Here is a 19,594-nt window from a genome sequence, read left to right on the forward strand (position 1 = left end):
ATCGTGCTTGCCACTACCCCAATTGCACTTCAGCCCGTAGAATGCGCTCCTTTTTTCTTCCGGGGCGGCTTTCTGCAATGAGCTCACACGAACACAGCCCAGGCGCATCGGCGCCTGCCAATGAACTGGTGCTGGGTCTTGAGGACAAGCCACGGCTGCTGATCGGCCTGTTGGCGGCGCTGCAGCACCTGCTGGCGATCATCGTGCCGATCGTGACACCTGGCCTGCTTATTTGCCAGGCGCTGGGTGTTTCGGCGCGAGACACCAACCTGATCGTATCCATGTCGCTGGTGATCTCCGGCATCGCCACCTTTGTTCAGTGCAAGCGCTTCGGGCCGTTTGGCGCGGGGTTGCTGATTGTTCAGGGCACCAGCTTCAACTTCGTCGGGCCGCTGATCGCTGGCGGTGCGCTGATGGTCAAACAAGGCACGCCGGTAGAAGGCGTGATGGCGGCCATTTTTGGCGTGGTGATCGCAGGCTCCTTCGTGGAGATGGGCGTGTCGCGCATCCTGCCGTTCGTCAAACGCCTGATCACGCCACTGGTGACCGGCATCGTCGTGCTGATGATTGGCCTGACCCTGATCAAGGTCGGCCTGATCAGCATGGGCGGTGGCTTTGGCGCGATGGCCAACGGCACCTTCGCCAATGGCGAAAACCTGCTGCTGTCGGGCGTGGTGCTGGCAATCATCGTCATTCTCAACCGCATCCCGGTGGTATGGATGCGCAGCTGCGCCATCGTCATCGCCTTGGCGGTGGGCTATGCGCTGGCGGGCTACCTGGGCCGCCTGGACTTCACCGGCATGCACGAGGCTGCGCTGTTCCAGGTGCCCACGCCGCTGCACTTTGGCCTGAGCTTCTCGTGGGCACTGTTCATTCCGATGCTGGTGATCTACCTGGTGACATCGCTGGAAGCCATTGGTGACGTTACCGCCACCAGCAAGGTCTCGCGCCAACCGGTCGAAGGCCCAGTGTGGATGCAGCGGATCAAAGGCGGCGTGCTGGTCAACGGCGCCAACTCGCTGCTGGCCGGCTTGTTCAACACCTTCCCCAGCTCGATCTTCGCCCAGAACAACGGTGTTATTCAGCTGACCGGCATCGCCAGCCGCCATATTGGCATCTGGATCGCCGTGATGCTGGTGCTGTTGGGCCTGTTCCCGTCGGTTGCTGGAGTAATTCAGGCGGTACCAGAGCCAGTACTGGGTGGCGCGGCCATGGTGATGTTCGGCGCGGTAGCGGCCTCGGGTATCAACATCCTGGCCAGCACGCAGCTGGACCGTCGCGCCCTGCTGATCATTGCCGTGTCGCTGGCCTTGGGCCTGGGCGTGGCCCAGGTACCTGAGTTCCTGGCCCACATGCCGGCGGCAATCCGCAATGTGCTGGAGTCGGGCGTCGCCACCGGCGGTATTTGCGCCCTGGTGCTGAACTGGTTCCTGCCAGAGAGCAAAGAGCGCGCCTGACCCTTCAGCACCTCGCTGAAAAGCCCACCCCCTCTGCACAAGGCCACGAGGTCCTTGTATGAGCGGGGTTGGGCTTTTTTGCTTTATCATGGCGGCATTCCTTTGCATGAGTTGTCCATGAAATTCGCTATCGCGGTTTTTTCCCCGGCCCATGCGCCCTCCTCGCGCCGCGCCCTGCGCTTTGCCGAGGCGGTGCTGGCCGGCGGGCATGAGATTGCCCGGTTGTTCTTCTATCAGGACGGGGTACACAGTGCCTCGGCCAACGTGGTCACGCCTCAGGATGAGCTGGATGTCGCGGCCCAATGGCGCACCTTCATCGACCACCACCAGTTGGACGCGGTGGTGTGCATTGCCGCTGCGTTGCGCCGTGGCGTGCTCGACGAGGCCGAAGCCAGCCGCTATCAACGGCCGGCCGCGAACCTGCCCAAGCCCTGGGAGCTGTCCGGGCTCGGCCAACTGCACGAGGCGGCGCAGAGTGCCGATCGGCTGATCTGCTTCGGAGGCGATTGAAATGGCCAAATCCTTGTTGATCATCAGCCGCCAGGCACCCTGGAACGGCCCATCGGCCCGTGAGGCACTGGACATCGCACTGGCCGGTGGCGCGTTCGATCTGCCGCTGGGCATGCTGTTTCTGGACGATGGCGTGTTCCAGCTCGCCCTGGGCCAGCAGCCAGCAGCCCTGCAACAGAAGAACCTGGCGGCCAACCTGCAGGCCTTGCCGATATTCGGCGTCGAAGCACTCTTCGCCTGCAGCCATAGCCTGCGCCAGCGCGGCCTTGCCGCCGACACCCTGGCGCTACCGGTGCAGGTGTTGGACGACGCGGCACTGACCGCATTGATCGCCCGTTTTGACCAGGTGGTAACGCTGTGATGACAACGCTGCATGTAATTGCCCACTCGCCCTTCGGCGACGACCGCCTGGCCAGTTGCCTGCGCCTGATCGGTGCCGACGATGCACTGCTGCTGTGCGGTGATGCGGTCTATGCACTGCACGCCGGCAGCGAGCCCCAGCACCTGCTGCAAGCCGCCGCGCTCGAGCAGCGCTTGTTCGCCCTCGACGAAGACCTGCACGCCCGCGCGGTCGCCAACGACCTGGCCAAGCCTGTGGACTACGCTGCATTCGTCGAGCTGTCGCTGCATTACGACAAGGTCAACAGCTGGCTATGAGTACGCTGAACGTTGGCGATCAAACGATTGCCCTGGACAAGGACGGCTTTCTGGTCGACCTGCACGACTGGTCCCCTGCCGTCGCCGATGCCCTCGCCACACGTGAAGGCATCCCGCTGACCGCTGACCACTGGGAAATCCTCGAGCTGCTGCGCCAGTTCTACCAGGAATTCCAGCTTTCGCCGGCCACACGCCCGCTAATCAAGTACACCGCGCTGAAGCTGGGCCCTGAAAAGGGCAACAGCCCGCACCTGAACCGCCTGTTCAACGGCACTCCTGCCAAACTTGCCGCCAAGCTGGCGGGCCTGCCCAAGCCGACCAACTGCATATGATCGAACCACGCCCGCTCACCCTGGAAACACCTGCCGAACACCCGTTCGCCGAATTCGTGCGCATCCTTGGCAAAGGCAAGCGCGGCGCGCGCGGCCTAACCCGCGAAGAAGCCCGCGCGGCCATGACCTTGCTGCTGGAAGGCAAGGTCGAGGACACCCAGCTCGGTGCCTTCCTCATGCTGCTGCGGCACAAGGAAGAAAGCGCCGATGAACTGGCCGGTTTCACCGAGGCCCTGCGCGCGCACTTGCAAGCGCCGCACATTGCCGTAGACCTGGACTGGCCCACGTACGCAGGCAAGAAGCGCCACCTGCCCTGGTACCTGCTGGCGGCCAAGTGCCTGGCCAACAATGGGGTGCGCATCCTGATGCATGGCGGCGGCGCCCACACCGCCGGGCGCATGTTCACTGAACAACTGCTCGCACAGCTGCAGATTCCGCTGTGCCGCGACTGGGCGGCCGTCAGCTCCGCGCTCAACCAGCAGCGGCTGGCGTTTTTCCCGCTGCAGGACTGGGCACCCCAGTTGCAACGCATGATTGACCTGCGCAACACCTTGGGCCTGCGCTCGCCAATTCATTCCTTGGCTCGGGTACTGAACCCGCTGGGTGCACGCTGCGGCCTGCAGAGCATCTTCCACCCTGGCTACCAGGCGGTTCACCGCGAAGCTAGCCGTCTGCTCGGCGACCATGCCGTGGTGATCAAGGGCGATGGCGGCGAGATCGAGGTCAATCCCGATGTCATCAGCCATCTCTATGGCACTACGGCGGGTGAGGCCTGGGATGAAGAGTGGCCAGCCCTGAGCGAACGCCGCCATGTCAAACCACCGAGCCTGCAACCGCAGCAACTGCTCGCCGTATGGCAGGGCGAAGCCGAAGACAGCTACGGCGAAATGGCCGTGGTCGCCACCATGGCCCTGGCCTTGCGCGGACTGGGGCAGAACCGTGACGACGCCTTCGCCACAGCGCGCCGCTACTGGAGCGAACGCAACGCATCGATTTAATCGATTAAAGACCCCGAGTCTTTGCGCTATTTCTTCGAACGATATTCCCTAGACTGGGCTCCAACGACAAACAACTTTGTTCCAGGAGCTCAACATGGGCCTTTTGATCGACGGCCGCTGGCACGACCAGTGGTATGAAACCGGCAAAGACGGGGCCTTCAAACGCGAAAACGCCCAGCGCCGCAACGCCTTGCCCGCACCCGAGGCAGGCCGTTATCACCTGTACGTGTCACTGGCTTGCCCATGGGCGCACCGCACTCTGATTTTCCGTGCCCTAAAGGGCCTGTCGCCGCTCATCGATGTGTCGGTGGTGAGCTGGCTCATGCAAGAGAATGGCTGGACCTTCGACCAGCAGCAGGGCTCCACCGGCGACCACCTCGATGCACTCGAATTCCTGCACCAACGCTACACCCAGGATGACCCGCACTACACCGGGCGCGTTACCGTGCCGGTGCTGTGGGACAAAAAAGAGAAGCGTATCGTCAACAACGAATCGGCCGAGATTATCCGCATCTTCAACAGCGCCTTCGACGAGCTGACCGGCAACCGCCTGGACCTCTACCCCGAGCCCTTGCGCCCGGCGATCGAAGCGCTGAATGAGCGGATCTACCCGGCCGTGAACAATGGGGTCTATCGCGCAGGCTTCGCCACCACGCAAGAGGCCTACGAGGCCGCGTTCGACGACGTGTTCAATGAGCTGGATTACCTGGAAGACGTGCTGAGCCGCAATCGCTACCTTGCTGGCGAGTACCTCACCGAGGCGGATGTACGACTGTTCACTACGCTGGTGCGCTTTGATGCGGTGTACCACGGGCACTTCAAGTGCAACCTGCGACGCCTGAGCGACTACCACAACCTGTCAAACTGGCTGCGCGAAGTGTACCAGTGGCCGGGGGTGGCGCAGACGGTGGATATGGAGCATATCCAGAAGCATTACTACATGAGCCACAAGACCATCAACCCGAATGGGATCGTGCCTAAAGGGCCGTTGCAGGACTTTGGTCTGGCGCATGATCGGGAGCGATTGGCGGGCCAGGGGATCTGGGTTAACCGGTGATACAGCGGGGCTGCTTTGCAGCCCTTCGCAGCACAAGGCTGCTCCTACACGGGCGTGCACCAAACGTGTAGGAGCAGCCTTGTGCTGCGAAGGGCCGCAACGCGGCCCCACCCGTTTCAGCTATGTTGCGACCCTTCAAACCACGCCAGCTTCTCACGCAACTGCACCACTTCCCCAACAATCACCAGGGTCGGCGCATGCACTTCATGCTGGGCGACAAGCGCCGGCAGATCCGCCAGGGTGCCCGTAAACACCCGTTGATTGCGCGTAGTGCCTTGCTGCACCAGTGCCGCTGGCGTACTGGCCGCACGCCCATGACGAATCAGTTCGGCACAAATGGTCGGCAAGCCTACCAACCCCATGTAGAACACCAGGGTTTGCGCCGGTGCCACCAGGTCGTCCCAAGGCAAATTGCTGGTGCCATCCTTGAGGTGCCCGGTCACGAAGCGCACCGACTGGGCATAGTCGCGGTGGGTCAGCGGGATACCGCCATAGGCTGAACAACCACTGGCCGCGGTAATACCGGGCACCACCTGGAAGGGGATGCCCTGCTCGGCCAGCTGTTCGATCTCCTCGCCACCACGGCCAAAGATGAACGGATCGCCACCCTTGAGCCGCAGCACGCGCTTGCCCTGCTTGGCCAAGTCGACCAGCAGGCGGTTGATCTGGTCCTGCGGCACAGCATGGTCAGCGCGGCGCTTGCCGACGTAGATACGCTCAGCATCACGCCGGCACATGTCGATGATGGCCGGGGCCACCAGGCGGTCGTACAGCACCACATCGGCCTGCTGCATCAGGCGCAAGGCGCGGAAGGTCAGCAAGTCCGGATCGCCCGGCCCTGCCCCCACCAGATACACCTCACCGCCCTGCTGCACCGGCGCGCCATCGACCATGGCCTGCAACAGGCGTTCGGCCTCGGCACCCTGCCCGGCCAGCTGACGCTCGGCGATCGGGCCCTGGAAGACATTTTCCCAAAAGCCGCGACGCTGGTTGACGTCTGGGTACAGGCGTTTGACCTGGTGCCGAAACCGCGCCGCAAGCCCGGCGAGTTCGCCGTAGGCCGAAGGGATCCACGCTTCCAGCTTGGCGCGAATCAAACGCGCCAGTACGGGCGCATCACCCCCACTGGAGACTGCCACCACCAACGGCGAGCGGTCGACGATGGCCGGGAAGATCACCGTGCACAGGGCCGGCGCGTCCACCACGTTGACCGGCAGGTTGAGCGCCTGGGCATCGGCCGACACCTGAGCGTTCAGCCCAGCGTCGTCAGTGGCCGCGATCACCAGCCGGCAACCGACCAGGTCGGGCGCCTGATAGCCGCGCACCAGGACCTCGCCGCCACCTTCCCGGGCCAGTGCGGCCAGTTGGCCGTCAACCTCGGGCGCCACCACGCGCAGCGCGGCGCCGGCATCCGCCAGCAGGCGCGCTTTGCGCAAGGCAATTTCACCGCCGCCGACGACCAGTACCCGGCCGCCCTGCAGCTTGTGGAACAGTGGCAGGTAATCCATTTAGCGGATGACCTCGACACCACCCATGTACGGCTTGAGCACCTCAGGCACACGGATCGAACCGTCGGCCTGCTGGTAGTTCTCCAATACCGCCACCAGGGTGCGGCCTACAGCCAGGCCAGAACCGTTGAGGGTATGCACCAGCTCTGGTTTGCCGGTTTCCGGGTTGCGCCAGCGGGCTTGCATGCGACGCGCCTGAAAATCACCGCAGTTGGAGCAGGAGCTGATCTCGCGATACTTGTCCTGGCTCGGTACCCACACTTCCAGGTCGTAGGTTTTCACCGCACCGAAGCCCATGTCGCCGGTGCACAGCGCCAGTACCCGGTAGGGCAGTTCCAACAGCTGCAGCACGCGCTCGGCGTTGCCGGTCAGGCCTTCGAGGGCCTCCATCGACTTGGATGGCTCGACCACCTGGACCATTTCGACCTTGTCGAACTGGTGCTGGCGGATCATGCCACGGGTGTCACGGCCCGATGCGCCGGCTTCACTGCGGAAGCAAGGCGTGTGGGCGACCAGCTTGAGCGGCAGTTGCTTGGCATCGAGGATTTCACCGGCAACCAGGTTGGTCAGCGAAACCTCGGCAGTTGGGATCAGGTAGAAGTCAGCTTCGCCTTCGCGGCTGATCTTGAACAGGTCTTCCTCGAACTTGGGCAACTGGCCGGTGCCCTGCAGGGCCGGCGCCTGTACCAGGTACGGGGTGTAGTGCTCTTCGTAGCCGTGCTCACCGGTGTGCAGGTTGATCATGAACTGCGCCAGGGCGCGGTGCAGGCGGGCAATCGGGCCACGTAGCACGGCAAAGCGTGCGCCAGACAGCTTGGCTGCCGCCTCGAAGTCCAGGCCACCGCTGATTTCGCCCAGGGCAACGTGGTCTTTGATTTCAAAGTCGAAGGCCTTAGGGGTGCCCCAGCGGCGGACTTCAACGTTATCGTCTTCACTGGCGCCGACCGGCACGCTGGCGTCCGGCAGGTTAGGAATGGTCAGCAGGATGCCATCCAGTTCAGCCTGGATGCCGTCCAGCTCGACTTTGCCTGCGGCCAGCTCATTGGCCATGCGCTCGACGTCGGCCATCAGCGGCGCGATATCTTCGCCCTTGGCCTTGGCCTGGCCGATGGACTTGGAACGGGCGTTACGCTCGGCCTGCAGTTGCTCGGTGCGCGTCTGCACGGCCTTGCGGCGCTCTTCCAGTGATTCGATGCGCGCGACATCCAGGCTGAAGCCACGGGAGGCCAGGCGATCCGCCACTTCCTGAAGTTGGCCGCGTAACAGTTTGGAATCGAGCATATCGTTCTCTCGTTATGTGTAGGTGTTGGTTCAGAATCGGGTCAAGGACAGGCCAGCCCAGGTCGCGAGCAGCCCGCCCACCACGCTGATACCGGTATAGCCCAAAGCCAGGGGCATCTGCCCGCTTTCCATGAGGCGTACGGTATCAAGCGAAAAGGAGGAAAACGTGGTTAAGCCGCCCAGGAAGCCGACGATCAGGCCCGCGCGCAGCTCGACCGGCACCATGGGCTTGTGCAAAAACAGGCCATACAGCAGGCCGATCAACAGGCAGCCGATCAGGTTGACCGCCAGCGTACCGAGATAGAAGTGCCGTGGCCAGTGGGCGACCACCCAGTTGGTGGTCGCAAAGCGCAGCAAAGTACCCGCGATACCGCCTGCACTGACAGCAGCGATCAGTGCAATCATGGTTTTCTCCGTTGACGGGGGCTGCTGCGATCCAGCTCGGCCAGGTGCCGCAGCTTCTCGCCGATCTTCAGCTCCAGGCCGCGGGGCACGGGTTGGTAATACTGGCGAGGCTCGAGTTGGTCAGGGAAGTAGTCTTCACCTGCCGCGTAGGCATCGGGCTCGTCATGGGCATAGCGGTATTCGTCGCCGTAGCCCAACTGCTTCATCAACTTGGTCGGGGCGTTGCGCAGGTGCAGCGGCACTTCCAGCGAACCATGCTCGGCCGCCTCGCGCAGGGCAGTCTTGAAGCCCATGTACACCGCATTGCTCTTTGGCGCACAGGCGATGTAGGTGATGGCCTGGGCCACGGCCAGCTCACCCTCGGGGCTGCCCAGGCGCTCTTGAACGTCCCACGCCGACAGGCACAGGCTCAGGGCACGAGGGTCGGCGTTGCCGATGTCTTCGCTGGCCATGCGCACCACGCGGCGGGCGATGTACAGCGGGTCGCAACCCCCATCGAGCATGCGCGCGAACCAGTACAGCGCCGCATCGGGGTTGGAGCCACGCACCGATTTGTGCAACGCCGAGATCTGGTCATAGAACGCCTCGCCGCCCTTATCGAAGCGCCGACGGCTGTCGCCGAGCAGGCTTTGCAGCAGCTCGACGCCAATTTCGCTGCCATCTTCAGCCAGGTCCGAGGCGTTTTCCAGAAAGTTGAGCATGCGCCGGCCATCGCCGTCAGCGGCAGCCATGAGCATCTTGAAGGCCTCGTCGCCCACCTGCAGGTTGTGCTTGCCCAGGCCGCGCTCTTCGCTCAAGGCACGGTCGACCAGCTTGCGAAGCGCCGGCTCGTCCAGGCTCTTGAGCACGTACACCCGCGCGCGGGAAAGCAATGCATTGTTCAGCTCGAAGGACGGGTTTTCGGTGGTGGCGCCAATGAAGATCAGCGTGCCGTCTTCCACGTAGGGCAAAAAGGCGTCCTGCTGCGACTTGTTGAAGCGGTGCACTTCGTCGACGAACAGGATGGTGCGGCGGCCATACTGGGCAGCCTGCTGCTTGGCCACTTCGACCGCCTGGCGGATCTCCTTGACCCCTGCCAGTACCGCCGAGACCGTTTCGAAGTGCGCATCACAGAACTGCGCCAGCAGCCGCGCCAGGGTGGTCTTGCCCACCCCAGGCGGCCCCCAGAAGATCATCGAGTGCAACGCCCCCTGCTCCAGCGCCTCGCGCAGCGGCTTGCCGCGCGCCAGCAGGTGCTCCTGGCCAACGTACTCGTCCAGGTTGGACGGGCGCAGGCGAGCAGCCAGGGGCTGGGCGACGGGTTCGCTTCGAAACAGGTCCATCACGGGCTCCGGTTACTCCTGGATGATATCCGCGCCTTTCGGGACATCGAACTTGAACTTGCTGTCAGGCACTGCCTGGTTGGCCTTCACCCCACTGAACAGGATGTTGGTCCGCTGGCCGACGCTGTCGATCAGCTGCATGTCATTGATCAGGCCCTTGCGGAACGACACGCGCAGGGAGTCGAACAAGGTGTCCTTGGTTTTCGGCTTCAAGGTGAAGTCCATGACTTCGCCCTGCTCCTTGGACGCGATGTCAAAGCTTTGGCTGATCTTCGACACGTCACCGGACAGCAGCAGTGCTGGGGTCTGGTTCAGGCGTACATCAAGCTTCTTGATGGTGGCCTGCTCAAGGTCCGGGTCCCACAGGGTGACCATCTTGCCATCAGACACCACCACCTGCTCCTGCGGGGCATCGGTGTGCCAGTAGAACAGGCCAGGGCGCTTGACGGTCATCTGGCCCTTCGTCTCCTGCAGGCTGGTGCCATCGGCACCCAGCGTCAGCTGAGAGAAATTGGCATCGATCGTCTGCGACTTTTCCAGCAACTGGGTCAGGCGCTTCACGTCCAACTCGCCGGCATGGGCCGACACAGAGCCCATGGCCAGGGCAGAAACCAACAGCATGCGAATCGCGCGCATGGAAATCCTCGTAGGACAGTAAATGAGCCAGGCGCCGATCAGGCGCCCGGCAAGGTGTTCATCAATCGCGCGGGCCGCCTGGGGCTATCACTTCCCGCGAGCCGTTGCTGTTCATCGGGGTGACCACGCCGGCCATCTCCATTGCCTCGATCATGCGTGCGGCACGGTTGTAGCCAATCTTCAGCTTGCGCTGCACAGCCGAAATGGAGGCACGGCGGCTCTCGAGCACGAACTGTACGGCTTCATCATACAGTGCATCGCTTTCCGAATCGTCGCCGTCACCGCCACCGCCACCGCCACCGCCTTCGAAGCCGCTGCCGGCCTCTTCGACGCCGTTGAGGATGTCATCGTTGTAGTCCGGCGCGCCACGCAGCTTCCAGGCTTCCACCACGCGGTGCACTTCGTCATCGGAAACGAACGCGCCGTGCACGCGGATCGGCAGGCTGGTGCCGGGCGGCATGTACAACATGTCACCGTGACCGAGCAACTGTTCGGCGCCACCCTGGTCGATGATGGTGCGGGAGTCGATCTTGCTCGACACCTGGAACGCCATACGCGTCGGGATGTTGGCCTTGATCAGGCCGGTGATCACGTCAACCGACGGACGCTGGGTGGCGAGGATCAGGTGAATACCAGCGGCCCGCGCTTTCTGGGCGATACGGGCGATCAGTTCTTCGACCTTCTTGCCGACGATCATCATCATGTCGGCGAATTCGTCGACCACCACCACGATGGTCGGCAGGGTCTTCAGTGCAGGTGGCTCGTCGTCCATGCTTTCGCGACGGTACAACGGGTCGTGGATGACCTCGCCGGCCTCCTGGGCGTCTTTGATCTTGCGGTTGAAGCCGCCCAGGTTTCGCACGCCCATCGCGGCCATCAGCTTGTAGCGCCGCTCCATCTCGGCGACGCTCCAGCGCAGCGCGTTGGCGGCATCCTTCATGTCGGTGACCACCGGGCACAACAGGTGCGGGATGCCTTCGTAGATCGACAGTTCGAGCATCTTCGGGTCGATCATGATCAGCCGCGCGTCTTCCGGGCCGGACTTGAACAGGATGGACAGGATCATCGCGTTCACACCCACCGACTTACCAGAACCGGTAGTACCGGCCACCAGCAGGTGGGGCATCTTGGCCAGGTCGGTGATCACCGGTTTGCCACCGATGTCATGGCCCAAGGCCAACGCAACCGGGGACTTGGACTCGTCGAACTGCGGCGACGACAGCACTTCAGAGAAGCGCACCATCTGCCGGTTTTCGTTAGGGATCTCGATACCCACAGTGGTCTTGCCCGGGATCACCTCGACCACGCGCACGCTGGTCACTGCCAGCGAGCGCGCCAGGTCCTTGGCCAGGTTGGCGATACGGCTGACCTTGACCCCTGCCGCGGGCTGGATTTCGTAGCGGGTAATGACCGGGCCTGGGTGGATGGAGTCCACAGAGACTTCCACGCCGAATTCCTTGAGCTTGATTTCCAGCAACTGGCCAACACCGGCCAGGGATTCTGGCGAGTACTCGATCTTTTTCTGCTCGGCCGGATCGAGAATGGAGATCGAAGGCAACGTGCCTTCCACGGCGCTGTCGACGAACAGCGGGGTCTGTTTTTCCTTCATCACCCGCTTGCTCGGCTCCGGCGCCTTGGCCGGGGCTGGCGGGATGATCACTGGCGCAGCAGGTTGCTCGCGGGGCACCACCGTCTCGCGCGCCACCACGGGTTCGCGCGGTACGGCAGGCCGGGCCGGCGCCTCCTCGCGCTCGACGCTACGCTCACGCAGCTGAGGCTTGAGCGGCTCGCGCTTCTGCGCAGCCGCTGGTGCGGTGTTGAAACTCGGTTCATCCACCTCACGCAACTGCGCTTCCAGGCGCTTGCGCTCGTTGCGGGCTTCCCACCAGCGGTTGGCGGCGCCCTGCACCAGTTCGAACAGGTCGAGGGTGATCTTGCCGGTAAGGTCCATCACCTTGAACCAGGACAGGTCGGTGAACACCGTCAAGCCGAATAGGAACAGGGCGATGAACATCAACGTGCTGCCCTGCACGTTCAGCAGGCTGCGCGCCAGTTCGCCCAGGCTTTCGCCGAGGGCACCGCCCGCGGAGAACGGAATGCTCGCCGGCGGGTGGAAATGGATATGCGCCAGGGCTGCGCCCGACAGCACCAGAAACACCAGCCCGATCAGGCGCCAGGAGAACAGCCAGCCGCTCCACTCCCAGGGTTGGTGGCGCTCGCGGAAGATCTGCCAGGTCTTGATCGCCAGCAGCAGCGGGAAGATGTAGGCGAAATAGCCCAGCACCATGAACAGGATGTCGGCGAAGTAGGCCCCTGCTCGCCCGGCGGCGTTTTGCACCTGGTCAATGTTGCTGGTGTGGCTGAAGCCAGGGTCGGAAGTGTCGTAGGTCAGCAGCGCCATCCACAGGTACAGGCACAGGGCGCCGACAGCGATCAACGCACCTTCCTTGAGACGATAGTGCAGCTGCTGCCGCCACATAGGCACTGGCAAGGGAGCTGGAGTTGCGGTGGATTTCTTCAAAACGCGTCTATTCCTGCGCGTGCTGCGCGTCCAATAGTGATCGGCCGGTGTCTGGCCAATGAACCACTACTTTTAACATTACTGCCCGCCAGCCGCCATGGCGGCGCGCCGCACATGGGCTTGAGGGGGCTGCTTTCACTTAGCTGCAATTTGAGCATGCATTTTCTTTTGTGACAAAGGCTTATGCTGTGTTTTTGCACAGGTGTGACAGCAAATGTCTCGGATGGTGCCTGAGGCCTCATGAATGTGTAGGAAAATGCCTAAAGGGCTGCCTGCGGTATGGCGAATGAACCGCAGTGATTGACCCTGCTTTTCAGCCACGCCATGCTGACCACTCCCCTCCCCCACCGCACGATAGACCATGCTTACCTGGCTGACCCGCGACTCGCTGACCTTTCCACCCCTGGAAAAGGCCCTGCACGAACCCAACGGCTTGCTCGCCGCCGGCGGCGACCTGAGCCCCGAACGCCTGGTGCAGGCCTATCGCCACGGCTGCTTCCCCTGGTACCAGGACGGCCAGCCGATCCTCTGGTGGTCACCCAACCCTCGCACGGTGCTGCTGCCAGACGAACTGCACGTCTCGCGCTCGCTGGCCAAATTCATCCGCCAGGGCCACTACCAGGTCAGTTTCGACACCGACTTCGCCGGCGTGATCGCCGCCTGCGCCGCGCCGCGTGACTACGCCGATGGCACCTGGATCACCGACACCCTGCGCGCCGCCTACTGCGAGCTGCACCGGCTCGGCTACGCCCATTCGGTGGAGGTGCGCCAGGACGGTGAGCTGGTCGGCGGCCTGTACGGCCTGGCCATGGGCCGCCTGTTCTTCGGCGAATCGATGTTCAGCCGCGCCGACAATGCCTCCAAGGTCGGCTTCGTGACCCTGGTCGCACACCTGCGCCAGGCCGGTTTTGTGCTGATCGACTGCCAGATGCCGACCAACCACCTGCACAGCCTTGGCGCGCGCGCCATCAGCCGCGCCGACTTTGCGGACTACCTGGCACGCTACCTCGACCAGCCCAATAGCGCCACCTGGGTTCCCTAGGCGAGTTCCCAGAGCTGGCTTACACTTAAGGCAAAGTCTCACCGAAGGGGTTGATCATGACAGAGTTGGCGCGGTTGAAGTTTTATGCCACTCAACCCCACTCCTGCAGCTACCTGCCCGAGGAGCAGGCAACCACGCTGTTCCTCGACCCCAGCCAGCCAATGGACGTGAATGTCTACGCCGACCTGTCGGAGATGGGTTTTCGGCGCAGTGGCGATCACCTGTACCGCCCCCATTGCCAAAACTGCAACGCCTGTGTGCCGGCACGCATTCCGGCGGCGCGCTTTATCCCCAACCGCCAGCAGCGGCGCATTCTCAAGCGCAACGCCGACTTGACCGTGACCGCCGCACGCCCAGCGTTCAAAGAAGAGTATTTCGACCTGTACCGGCGCTACATCGAGACCCGTCATGCCGACGGCGACATGTACCCGCCCAGCCGTGATCAGTTTTCCACCTTCCTGGTTCGCGACCTGCCCTTCTGCTGGTTCTATGAGTTCCGCCTGGTGGGGCGCCTGCTGGCGGTGGCGGTGTGCGACCTGCTGCCCAACGGCCTGTCGGCGGTCTACACCTTCTACGAGCCCGACGAAGAGCGCCGCAGCCTGGGCCGTTTCGCCATCCTCTGGCAGATCACCGAAGCCCTTCGACAGAACCTGGAGGCGGTTTACCTCGGGTACTGGATCAAGAACTGCAAGAAGATGAACTATAAGACCCAGTATCGCCCCATCGAGCTGCTGATCAACCAGCGCTGGGTCACCCTCAACTGAAAGCATTGGCTTGAAATACTATTTTCCGGCATAATCCACGCCACTTTTTTGCCCGGTGCGGTTATGCGTCGGGCCAACACTGGACACCGAGGGCTCAACTGCATGTCGAAAGAAGACAGCTTCGAAATGGAAGGTACTGTCGTCGACACCCTGCCCAACACCATGTTCCGCGTGGAGTTGGAAAACGGGCACGTCGTAACCGCGCACATCTCCGGAAAGATGCGCAAGAACTACATCCGTATTCTCACTGGCGACAAGGTCCGCGTCGAACTGACACCTTACGACCTGAGCAAAGGCCGCATCACGTATCGTGCGCGCTAAGCCCAAGCCATGAGAAAGCCCGGCCAAGTGCCGGGCTTTTTTGTGCCTGCAAGAGTGGTTGGGGCTGCTTTGCAGCCCATTCGCAGCGCAAGGCTGCTCCTACAGGGGGTCACATTCCCAGGTAGGAGCAGCCTTGCGCTGCGAATGGGCCGCAAAGCGGCCCCCGCTGTCACGCCACCTCAGCCGTGGTCTCGAAGTCGAACACCAACTCGCCATCGCGCAAGTCGACGTGCACCACGCCGCCATGCTCGGCCAGCTCACCGAACAGGATCTCTTCAGCCAGCGGCCGTTTGATCTTGTCCTGGATCAGCCGCGCCATCGGCCGTGCACCCATCTGCACGTCGTAGCCCGACGCCGCCAGCCAGCCGCGTGCTTCATCACTGACCTCCAGCAGCACACGTTTATCTTCCAGCTGCGCCTGCAGTTCGATAAGGAACTTGTCGACGATGCTCTTGATGGTTTCGTGGCTCAGGCGGCCAAACTGAATGATGGTGTCCAGGCGGTTGCGGAACTCCGGCGTGAAGCTCTTGCGAATGACTTCCATGGCATCGGACGCATGGTCCTGATGGGTAAACCCGATCGAAGCCCGCGCCGCAGTCTCTGCCCCGGCGTTGGTGGTCATGATCAGGATCACGTTACGGAAGTCTGCCTTGCGCCCGTTGTTGTCGGTCAGCGTGCCGTGGTCCATCACCTGCAGCAGCAGGTTGAAGACTTCAGGGTGCGCCTTTTCGATTTCGTCCAGCAGCAACACGCAATGCGGCTGCTTGGTGATCGCCTCGGTCAACAGGCCACCTTGGTCGAACCCGACGTAACCTGGCGGTGCACCGATCAAGCGTGAAACGGTATGCCGCTCCATGTACTCAGACATGTCGAAGCGCACCAGCTCCACACCCAGCGCCTTGGCCAACTGCCGCGCCGCTTCGGTTTTGCCGACACCGGTAGGCCCGGCGAACAGGAACGAACCCACCGGCTTGTCGGGTGCCTTGAGCCCCGCACGGGACAGCTTGATCGCCGTCGCCAGCGAGTCGATGGCCGCGTCCTGCCCGAACACGGTCAGCTTGAGGTCACGCTCAAGGTTGCGCAGCAGCTCCTTGTCGGAACTGGTGACATGCTTTGGCGGAATCCGCGCGATCTTGGCGACGATGTCTTCGACTTGTGGCACCTCGATACGCTTGACCCGGTTTGCCTCAGGCTGCAGGCGCTGGTAGGCACCCGCCTCGTCGATCACGTCGATGGCCTTGTCCGGCATGTGCCGGTCGTTGATGTAGCGCGAGGCCAGCTCTGCAGCGGCGCGCAGGGCTTCATCGCTGTACTCGATGTTGTGGTGGCTCTCGAACCGGCCCTTGAGCCCGCGCAGGATCCCCACGGTGTCTTCCACCGAAGGCTCGCTGACATCGACCTTCTGGAAACGCCGCGCCAGGGCACGGTCCTTCTCGAAGATGCCGCGGAATTCCTGGAAGGTGGTCGAACCGATGCAGCGAATGTCGCCAGACGACAGCAGCGGCTTGAGCAGGTTGGACGCATCCATGACCCCACCGGAAGCCGCACCGGCGCCGATGATGGTGTGGATCTCGTCAATGAACAGGATCGCCTGCGGGCGTTTGCGCAGTTCGCCGAGCAGCGCCTTGAAGCGCTTCTCGAAGTCGCCGCGGTACTTGGTACCGGCCAGCAGCGCACCCAGGTCAAGTGAATACACCACGCTCTGGGCCAGCAGGTCAGGCACCTGACCGTCGACGATACGCTTGGCCAGGCCTTCGGCGATGGCGGTCTTACCCACCCCGGCCTCACCGACCAGCAGTGGGTTGTTCTTGCGCCGGCGCGCCAGGATCTGCGCGACACGCTCGACTTCCTGCTCACGGCCCACCAGCGGGTCGATGCGCCCGGCACGTGCCAGTTCGTTCAGGTTGCTGGCATAGGCATCCAGCGGGTTGCTCGACGATGACGTTTCGCCACCGTCCTCGTCCTGCATCTCCTGGTCGCCTTCGGTGTTGGGGCCATGGCCCGGCACCTTGGAAATACCATGAGCGATGTAGTTGACCACGTCGATACGGGCCACGCTCTGCTGCTTGAGCAGGAACACGGCTTGGCTTTCCTGTTCGCTGAAGATCGCCACCAGCACATTGGCGCCGGTCACTTCGCGCTTGCCGGAGCTCTGCACATGGAACACGGCACGCTGCAGCACACGCTGAAAGCCCAGGGTAGGCTGGGTTTCGCGGTCTTCGTCGTTGACTGGAATCAGGGGTGTGGTGGAATCGATGAACTCTTGCAGGTCGTGCTTGAGTTTGTCGAGATTGGCGCCACAGGCGCGCAGAACGGTCGCAGCAGCCTCATTGTCAAGGAGTGCCAGCAGCAGATGTTCGACGGTCATGAACTCATGACGCTTCGAACGAGCCTCCTTGAAGGCCAGATTGAGGGTGACTTCGAGCTCGCGGTTTAACATAGCTTCACCTCATACCCAAGTGGTCGGCGATTAACCGTCCTTCTCGATTTCACAGAGTAGCGGATGCTGGCTTTCCCTGGCGTATTGGTTGACCTGCATGGCCTTAGTTTCGGCGATGTCACGGGTAAACAATCCGCACACTGCCCGCCCCTCGGTATGGACGGTCAGCATGATCTTGGTCGCCAGCTCGCGGTTCAGACTGAAGAACGTCTCGAGCACTTCGACGACGAAATCCATTGGTGTGTAGTCATCGTTGAACAAAACCACCTTGTACATCGGTGGCGCCTGCAGGATCGGCTTGGCTTCCTGGACAGCAAGACCTGAGCCGTCGTCCTCATTCGATTGCGGGCGATCCTGATTGAATGTTAGTCGAATCTCACTAGGTGCATGCATGGAAAGAATTTCATCATGATCGACAGGTTAAAGTTGTGGGTTGAGCGCAAAGTCAGCCTCCGGCGCACGCGCCGCATGACCTTGACTATCGGCAAAACGGTGTTACAACCAATAAGAACCCACCGTGGTCGATAAAGATCCGCGCAGTCAACCAGATTTTTCGCATGGTTCGTATGCGGATGAAGTGGATGATACTCCAGTGATGGAGTCCTTTGCAGAGGGACATAGGGATGGCAAGCGGTAAAGTCAAGTGGTTCAACAATGCCAAGGGCTACGGATTCATCAACGAGGAAGGTAAATCCGATGACCTTTTCGCTCATTACTCGGCCATCCAGATGGACGGATACAAGACGCTGAAGGCTGGCCAGTCCGTGGAGTTCGACATCATCCAGGGCCCTAAAGGCCTGCACGCGGTCAACATAAAGGACGCCGCTGCCGCTGCGGCTGCCAAGGCCCAAAGCCAGACCGCAAGCGAAACCGCCAGAGCCTGACCACTGCTCCGTGTGGGTATACGAAAAAACCGGTCGCCTCTTTAGCCAGGCGACCGGTTTTCTCTTGCCTCACATATGCTTGATCATCTCATCGCCAAAGCCCGAGCTGCCCACCAACTTCGCGCCGTCCATCAGGCGTTCGAAGTCATAGGTCACGGTCTTGGCGGCAATCGCGCCATTGGTGCCCTTGATGATCAGGTCGGCCGCCTCGGTCCATCCCATGTGGCGCAGCATCATCTCTGCAGACAGAATCACTGATCCCGGGTTGACCTTGTCCTGCCCGGCGTACTTGGGCGCGGTGCCGTGGGTGGCCTCGAACATGGCCACGGTATCGGACAAGTTGGCGCCCGGCGCAATGCCGATGCCACCCACCTCTGCCGCCAGGGCATCGGACAGGTAGTCGCCGTTGAGGTTAAGGGTGGCGATCACGTCGTATTCGGCCGGGCGCAGCAGGATCTGCTGGAGCATGGCGTCGGCGATGGCATCCTTGACGATGACCTCACGCCCAGTCTTGGGGTTTTTGAACTTCATCCAGGGACCGCCGTCGAGCAGCTCGGCAGCAAACTCGTCGCGGGCCACCTCGTAGCCCCAATCCTTGAAGGCCCCTTCGGTGAACTTCATGATGTTGCCCTTGTGCACCAGGGTCAGCGACTCGCGGTCGTTGTCCACCACGTATTGCAGAGCCTTGCGCACCAGGCGCTTGGTGCCCTCGCGGGAAACCGGTTTGACGCCGATACCGCAGTCCTGGTCGAAACGGATCTTGGTGACACCCATTTCCTCCTTGAGGAACTTGATCACCTTGTTCGCCTCGGGCGAACCGGCTTTCCATTCGATGCCGGCGTAGATGTCTTCGGAGTTCTCGCGGAAGATCACCATGTCGACATCGCCCGGTTTTTTCACCGGGCTCGGCACGCCCTGGAACCACACCACCGGGCGCAGGCACACATACAGGTCAAGCTGCTGGCGCAACGCCACGTTCAGTGAGCGGATGCCGCCCCCGACCGGCGTGGTCAACGGGCCCTTGATCGACACCACGTACTCGCGCACCGCGTCGAGGGTTTCCTGCGGCAGCCAGGTATCCTGGTCATAGACCTGGGTGGCCTTCTCGCCCGCGTACACCTCCATCCAAGCAATCTTGCGCTTGCCGCCGTAGGCCTTCTGCACGGCGGCGTCCACGACCTTGATCATCACCGGCGAGACATCGACGCCAATCCCATCGCCTTCGATATAAGGAATGATGGGGTTATCGGGCACATTGAGCGAATGGTCTGCATTGACGGTGATCTTGGTGCCGTCGGTCGGAACCTTGATTTTCTGGTATCCCATGCTTGCACTACTCCGCTTTCGGGTGTGATTGGACATCCTGCAATCCAATGAGCCTAAACCACATCTGCTGACCTGCAAGGGCTGCGACATCGCGCCACATTGCCCCTACGTCTTTGGTCTTATAAATGGCGTC

General features: G+C 62.2%; 19 protein-coding genes and 1 pseudogene. 11 read left to right on the forward strand and 9 right to left on the reverse strand.

What is annotated here, in order from left to right; translation table 11 throughout:
- Positions 1-77 precede the first annotated feature (77 nt).
- The 7 genes from LOY53_RS17285 to LOY53_RS17315 all read left to right on the forward strand — a co-directional run bounded on the left by LOY53_RS17285 (position 78) and on the right by LOY53_RS17315 (position 5,011).
- Positions 78-1,457, forward strand: coding sequence for a nucleobase:cation symporter-2 family protein (locus tag LOY53_RS17285; RefSeq protein ID WP_033696754.1), 1,380 nt, complete (start codon positions 78-80; stop codon positions 1,455-1,457).
- Between the two features lie 117 nt (positions 1,458-1,574).
- On the forward strand, positions 1,575-1,967 hold the full coding sequence (tusD, locus tag LOY53_RS17290) for a sulfurtransferase complex subunit TusD (protein WP_099428820.1): 393 nt from the start codon (positions 1,575-1,577) through the stop codon (positions 1,965-1,967).
- 1 nt (position 1,968) lies between these two features.
- The gene (gene tusC, locus LOY53_RS17295; RefSeq protein ID WP_258703062.1) at positions 1,969-2,328 is read left to right on the forward strand and encodes a sulfurtransferase complex subunit TusC; all 360 of its coding nucleotides are present in this window, start codon (positions 1,969-1,971) and stop codon (positions 2,326-2,328) included.
- Positions 2,328-2,624, forward strand: coding sequence for a sulfurtransferase complex subunit TusB (gene tusB / locus LOY53_RS17300; RefSeq protein WP_252825056.1), 297 nt, complete (start codon positions 2,328-2,330; stop codon positions 2,622-2,624). Before tusC ends, tusB begins: the two co-directional genes overlap by 1 nt.
- A complete protein-coding gene (locus LOY53_RS17305) occupies positions 2,621-2,956 on the forward strand; it encodes a TusE/DsrC/DsvC family sulfur relay protein (RefSeq protein ID WP_027592724.1) in 336 nt (111 codons plus the stop codon). The genes tusB and LOY53_RS17305 overlap by 4 nt, the downstream gene beginning before the upstream one ends.
- Complete coding sequence (locus LOY53_RS17310; protein WP_258703063.1) at positions 2,953-3,954, forward strand: glycosyl transferase family protein; 1,002 nt, start codon at positions 2,953-2,955, stop codon at positions 3,952-3,954. Before LOY53_RS17305 ends, LOY53_RS17310 begins: the two co-directional genes overlap by 4 nt.
- A gap of 94 nt (positions 3,955-4,048) precedes the next feature.
- Positions 4,049-5,011 carry a glutathione S-transferase family protein gene (locus LOY53_RS17315; protein WP_252825059.1) on the forward strand — a complete coding sequence of 321 codons (963 nt, stop codon included), beginning with the start codon at positions 4,049-4,051 and terminating at the stop codon, positions 5,009-5,011.
- A gap of 116 nt (positions 5,012-5,127) precedes the next feature.
- Here the strand turns inward: LOY53_RS17315 and cysG are convergent, their stop codons facing one another.
- The 6 genes from cysG to LOY53_RS17345 form a co-directional block, all read right to left on the reverse strand.
- Positions 5,128-6,519 (reverse strand): siroheme synthase CysG, encoded by a 1,392-nt coding sequence (gene cysG, locus LOY53_RS17320; RefSeq protein ID WP_027592727.1) that lies wholly within the window; start codon positions 6,517-6,519, stop codon positions 5,128-5,130.
- Positions 6,520-7,800, reverse strand: coding sequence for a serine--tRNA ligase (gene serS, locus LOY53_RS17325; RefSeq protein ID WP_085273003.1), 1,281 nt, complete (start codon positions 7,798-7,800; stop codon positions 6,520-6,522).
- A 30-nt stretch (positions 7,801-7,830) separates the two neighbouring features.
- Positions 7,831-8,205, reverse strand: coding sequence for a fluoride efflux transporter CrcB (crcB, locus tag LOY53_RS17330; protein WP_085273002.1), 375 nt, complete (start codon positions 8,203-8,205; stop codon positions 7,831-7,833).
- Positions 8,202-9,527, reverse strand: coding sequence for a replication-associated recombination protein A (locus tag LOY53_RS17335; RefSeq protein WP_085273001.1), 1,326 nt, complete (start codon positions 9,525-9,527; stop codon positions 8,202-8,204). Before LOY53_RS17335 ends, crcB begins: the two co-directional genes overlap by 4 nt.
- A 12-nt stretch (positions 9,528-9,539) precedes the next feature.
- A complete protein-coding gene (lolA, locus tag LOY53_RS17340) occupies positions 9,540-10,163 on the reverse strand; it encodes an outer membrane lipoprotein chaperone LolA (protein ID WP_027592731.1) in 624 nt (207 codons plus the stop codon).
- 61 nt (positions 10,164-10,224) lie between these two features.
- Positions 10,225-12,642 carry a DNA translocase FtsK gene (locus LOY53_RS17345; RefSeq protein WP_258703064.1) on the reverse strand — a complete coding sequence of 806 codons (2,418 nt, stop codon included), beginning with the start codon at positions 12,640-12,642 and terminating at the stop codon, positions 10,225-10,227.
- A gap of 403 nt (positions 12,643-13,045) precedes the next feature.
- Between LOY53_RS17345 and aat the strand changes: the two genes are divergently transcribed.
- The 3 genes from aat (at position 13,046) to infA (ending at position 14,811) form a co-directional block, all read left to right on the forward strand.
- Entirely contained in the window at positions 13,046-13,726 is a 681-nt protein-coding gene (gene aat / locus LOY53_RS17350; RefSeq protein WP_252825061.1) for a leucyl/phenylalanyl-tRNA--protein transferase, read from the forward strand.
- A 56-nt stretch (positions 13,727-13,782) separates the two neighbouring features.
- Entirely contained in the window at positions 13,783-14,490 is a 708-nt protein-coding gene (locus LOY53_RS17355) for an arginyltransferase (RefSeq protein WP_258703065.1), read from the forward strand.
- A 102-nt stretch (positions 14,491-14,592) separates the two neighbouring features.
- Entirely contained in the window at positions 14,593-14,811 is a 219-nt protein-coding gene (infA, locus tag LOY53_RS17360; RefSeq protein ID WP_002553999.1) for a translation initiation factor IF-1, read from the forward strand.
- A 169-nt stretch (positions 14,812-14,980) separates the two neighbouring features.
- Here infA and clpA read toward each other — a convergent pair whose 3' ends face one another.
- Together clpA and clpS are read right to left on the reverse strand one after the other, a co-directional pair.
- Entirely contained in the window at positions 14,981-17,251 is a 2,271-nt protein-coding gene (gene clpA / locus LOY53_RS17365) for an ATP-dependent Clp protease ATP-binding subunit ClpA (protein ID WP_027592735.1), read from the reverse strand.
- A gap of 30 nt (positions 17,252-17,281) precedes the next feature.
- The gene (gene clpS / locus LOY53_RS17370) at positions 17,282-17,644 is read right to left on the reverse strand and encodes an ATP-dependent Clp protease adapter ClpS (RefSeq protein WP_003251220.1); all 363 of its coding nucleotides are present in this window, start codon (positions 17,642-17,644) and stop codon (positions 17,282-17,284) included.
- Between the two features lie 230 nt (positions 17,645-17,874).
- Between clpS and cspD the strand changes: the two are divergent.
- A pseudogene (gene cspD, locus LOY53_RS17375) lies at positions 17,875-18,133 on the forward strand (cold shock domain-containing protein CspD); the annotation flags it as partial.
- 71 nt (positions 18,134-18,204) lie between these two features.
- On the opposite strand, the gene icd reads toward cspD, so the two are convergent.
- Positions 18,205-19,461, reverse strand: coding sequence for an NADP-dependent isocitrate dehydrogenase (gene icd, locus LOY53_RS17380; protein WP_252825063.1), 1,257 nt, complete (start codon positions 19,459-19,461; stop codon positions 18,205-18,207).
- Positions 19,462-19,594 lie beyond the last annotated feature (133 nt).

The sequence above is a fragment of the Pseudomonas sp. B21-031 genome, from assembly GCF_024748985.1.
Taxonomy (GTDB): domain Bacteria; phylum Pseudomonadota; class Gammaproteobacteria; order Pseudomonadales; family Pseudomonadaceae; genus Aquipseudomonas; species Aquipseudomonas kermanshahensis.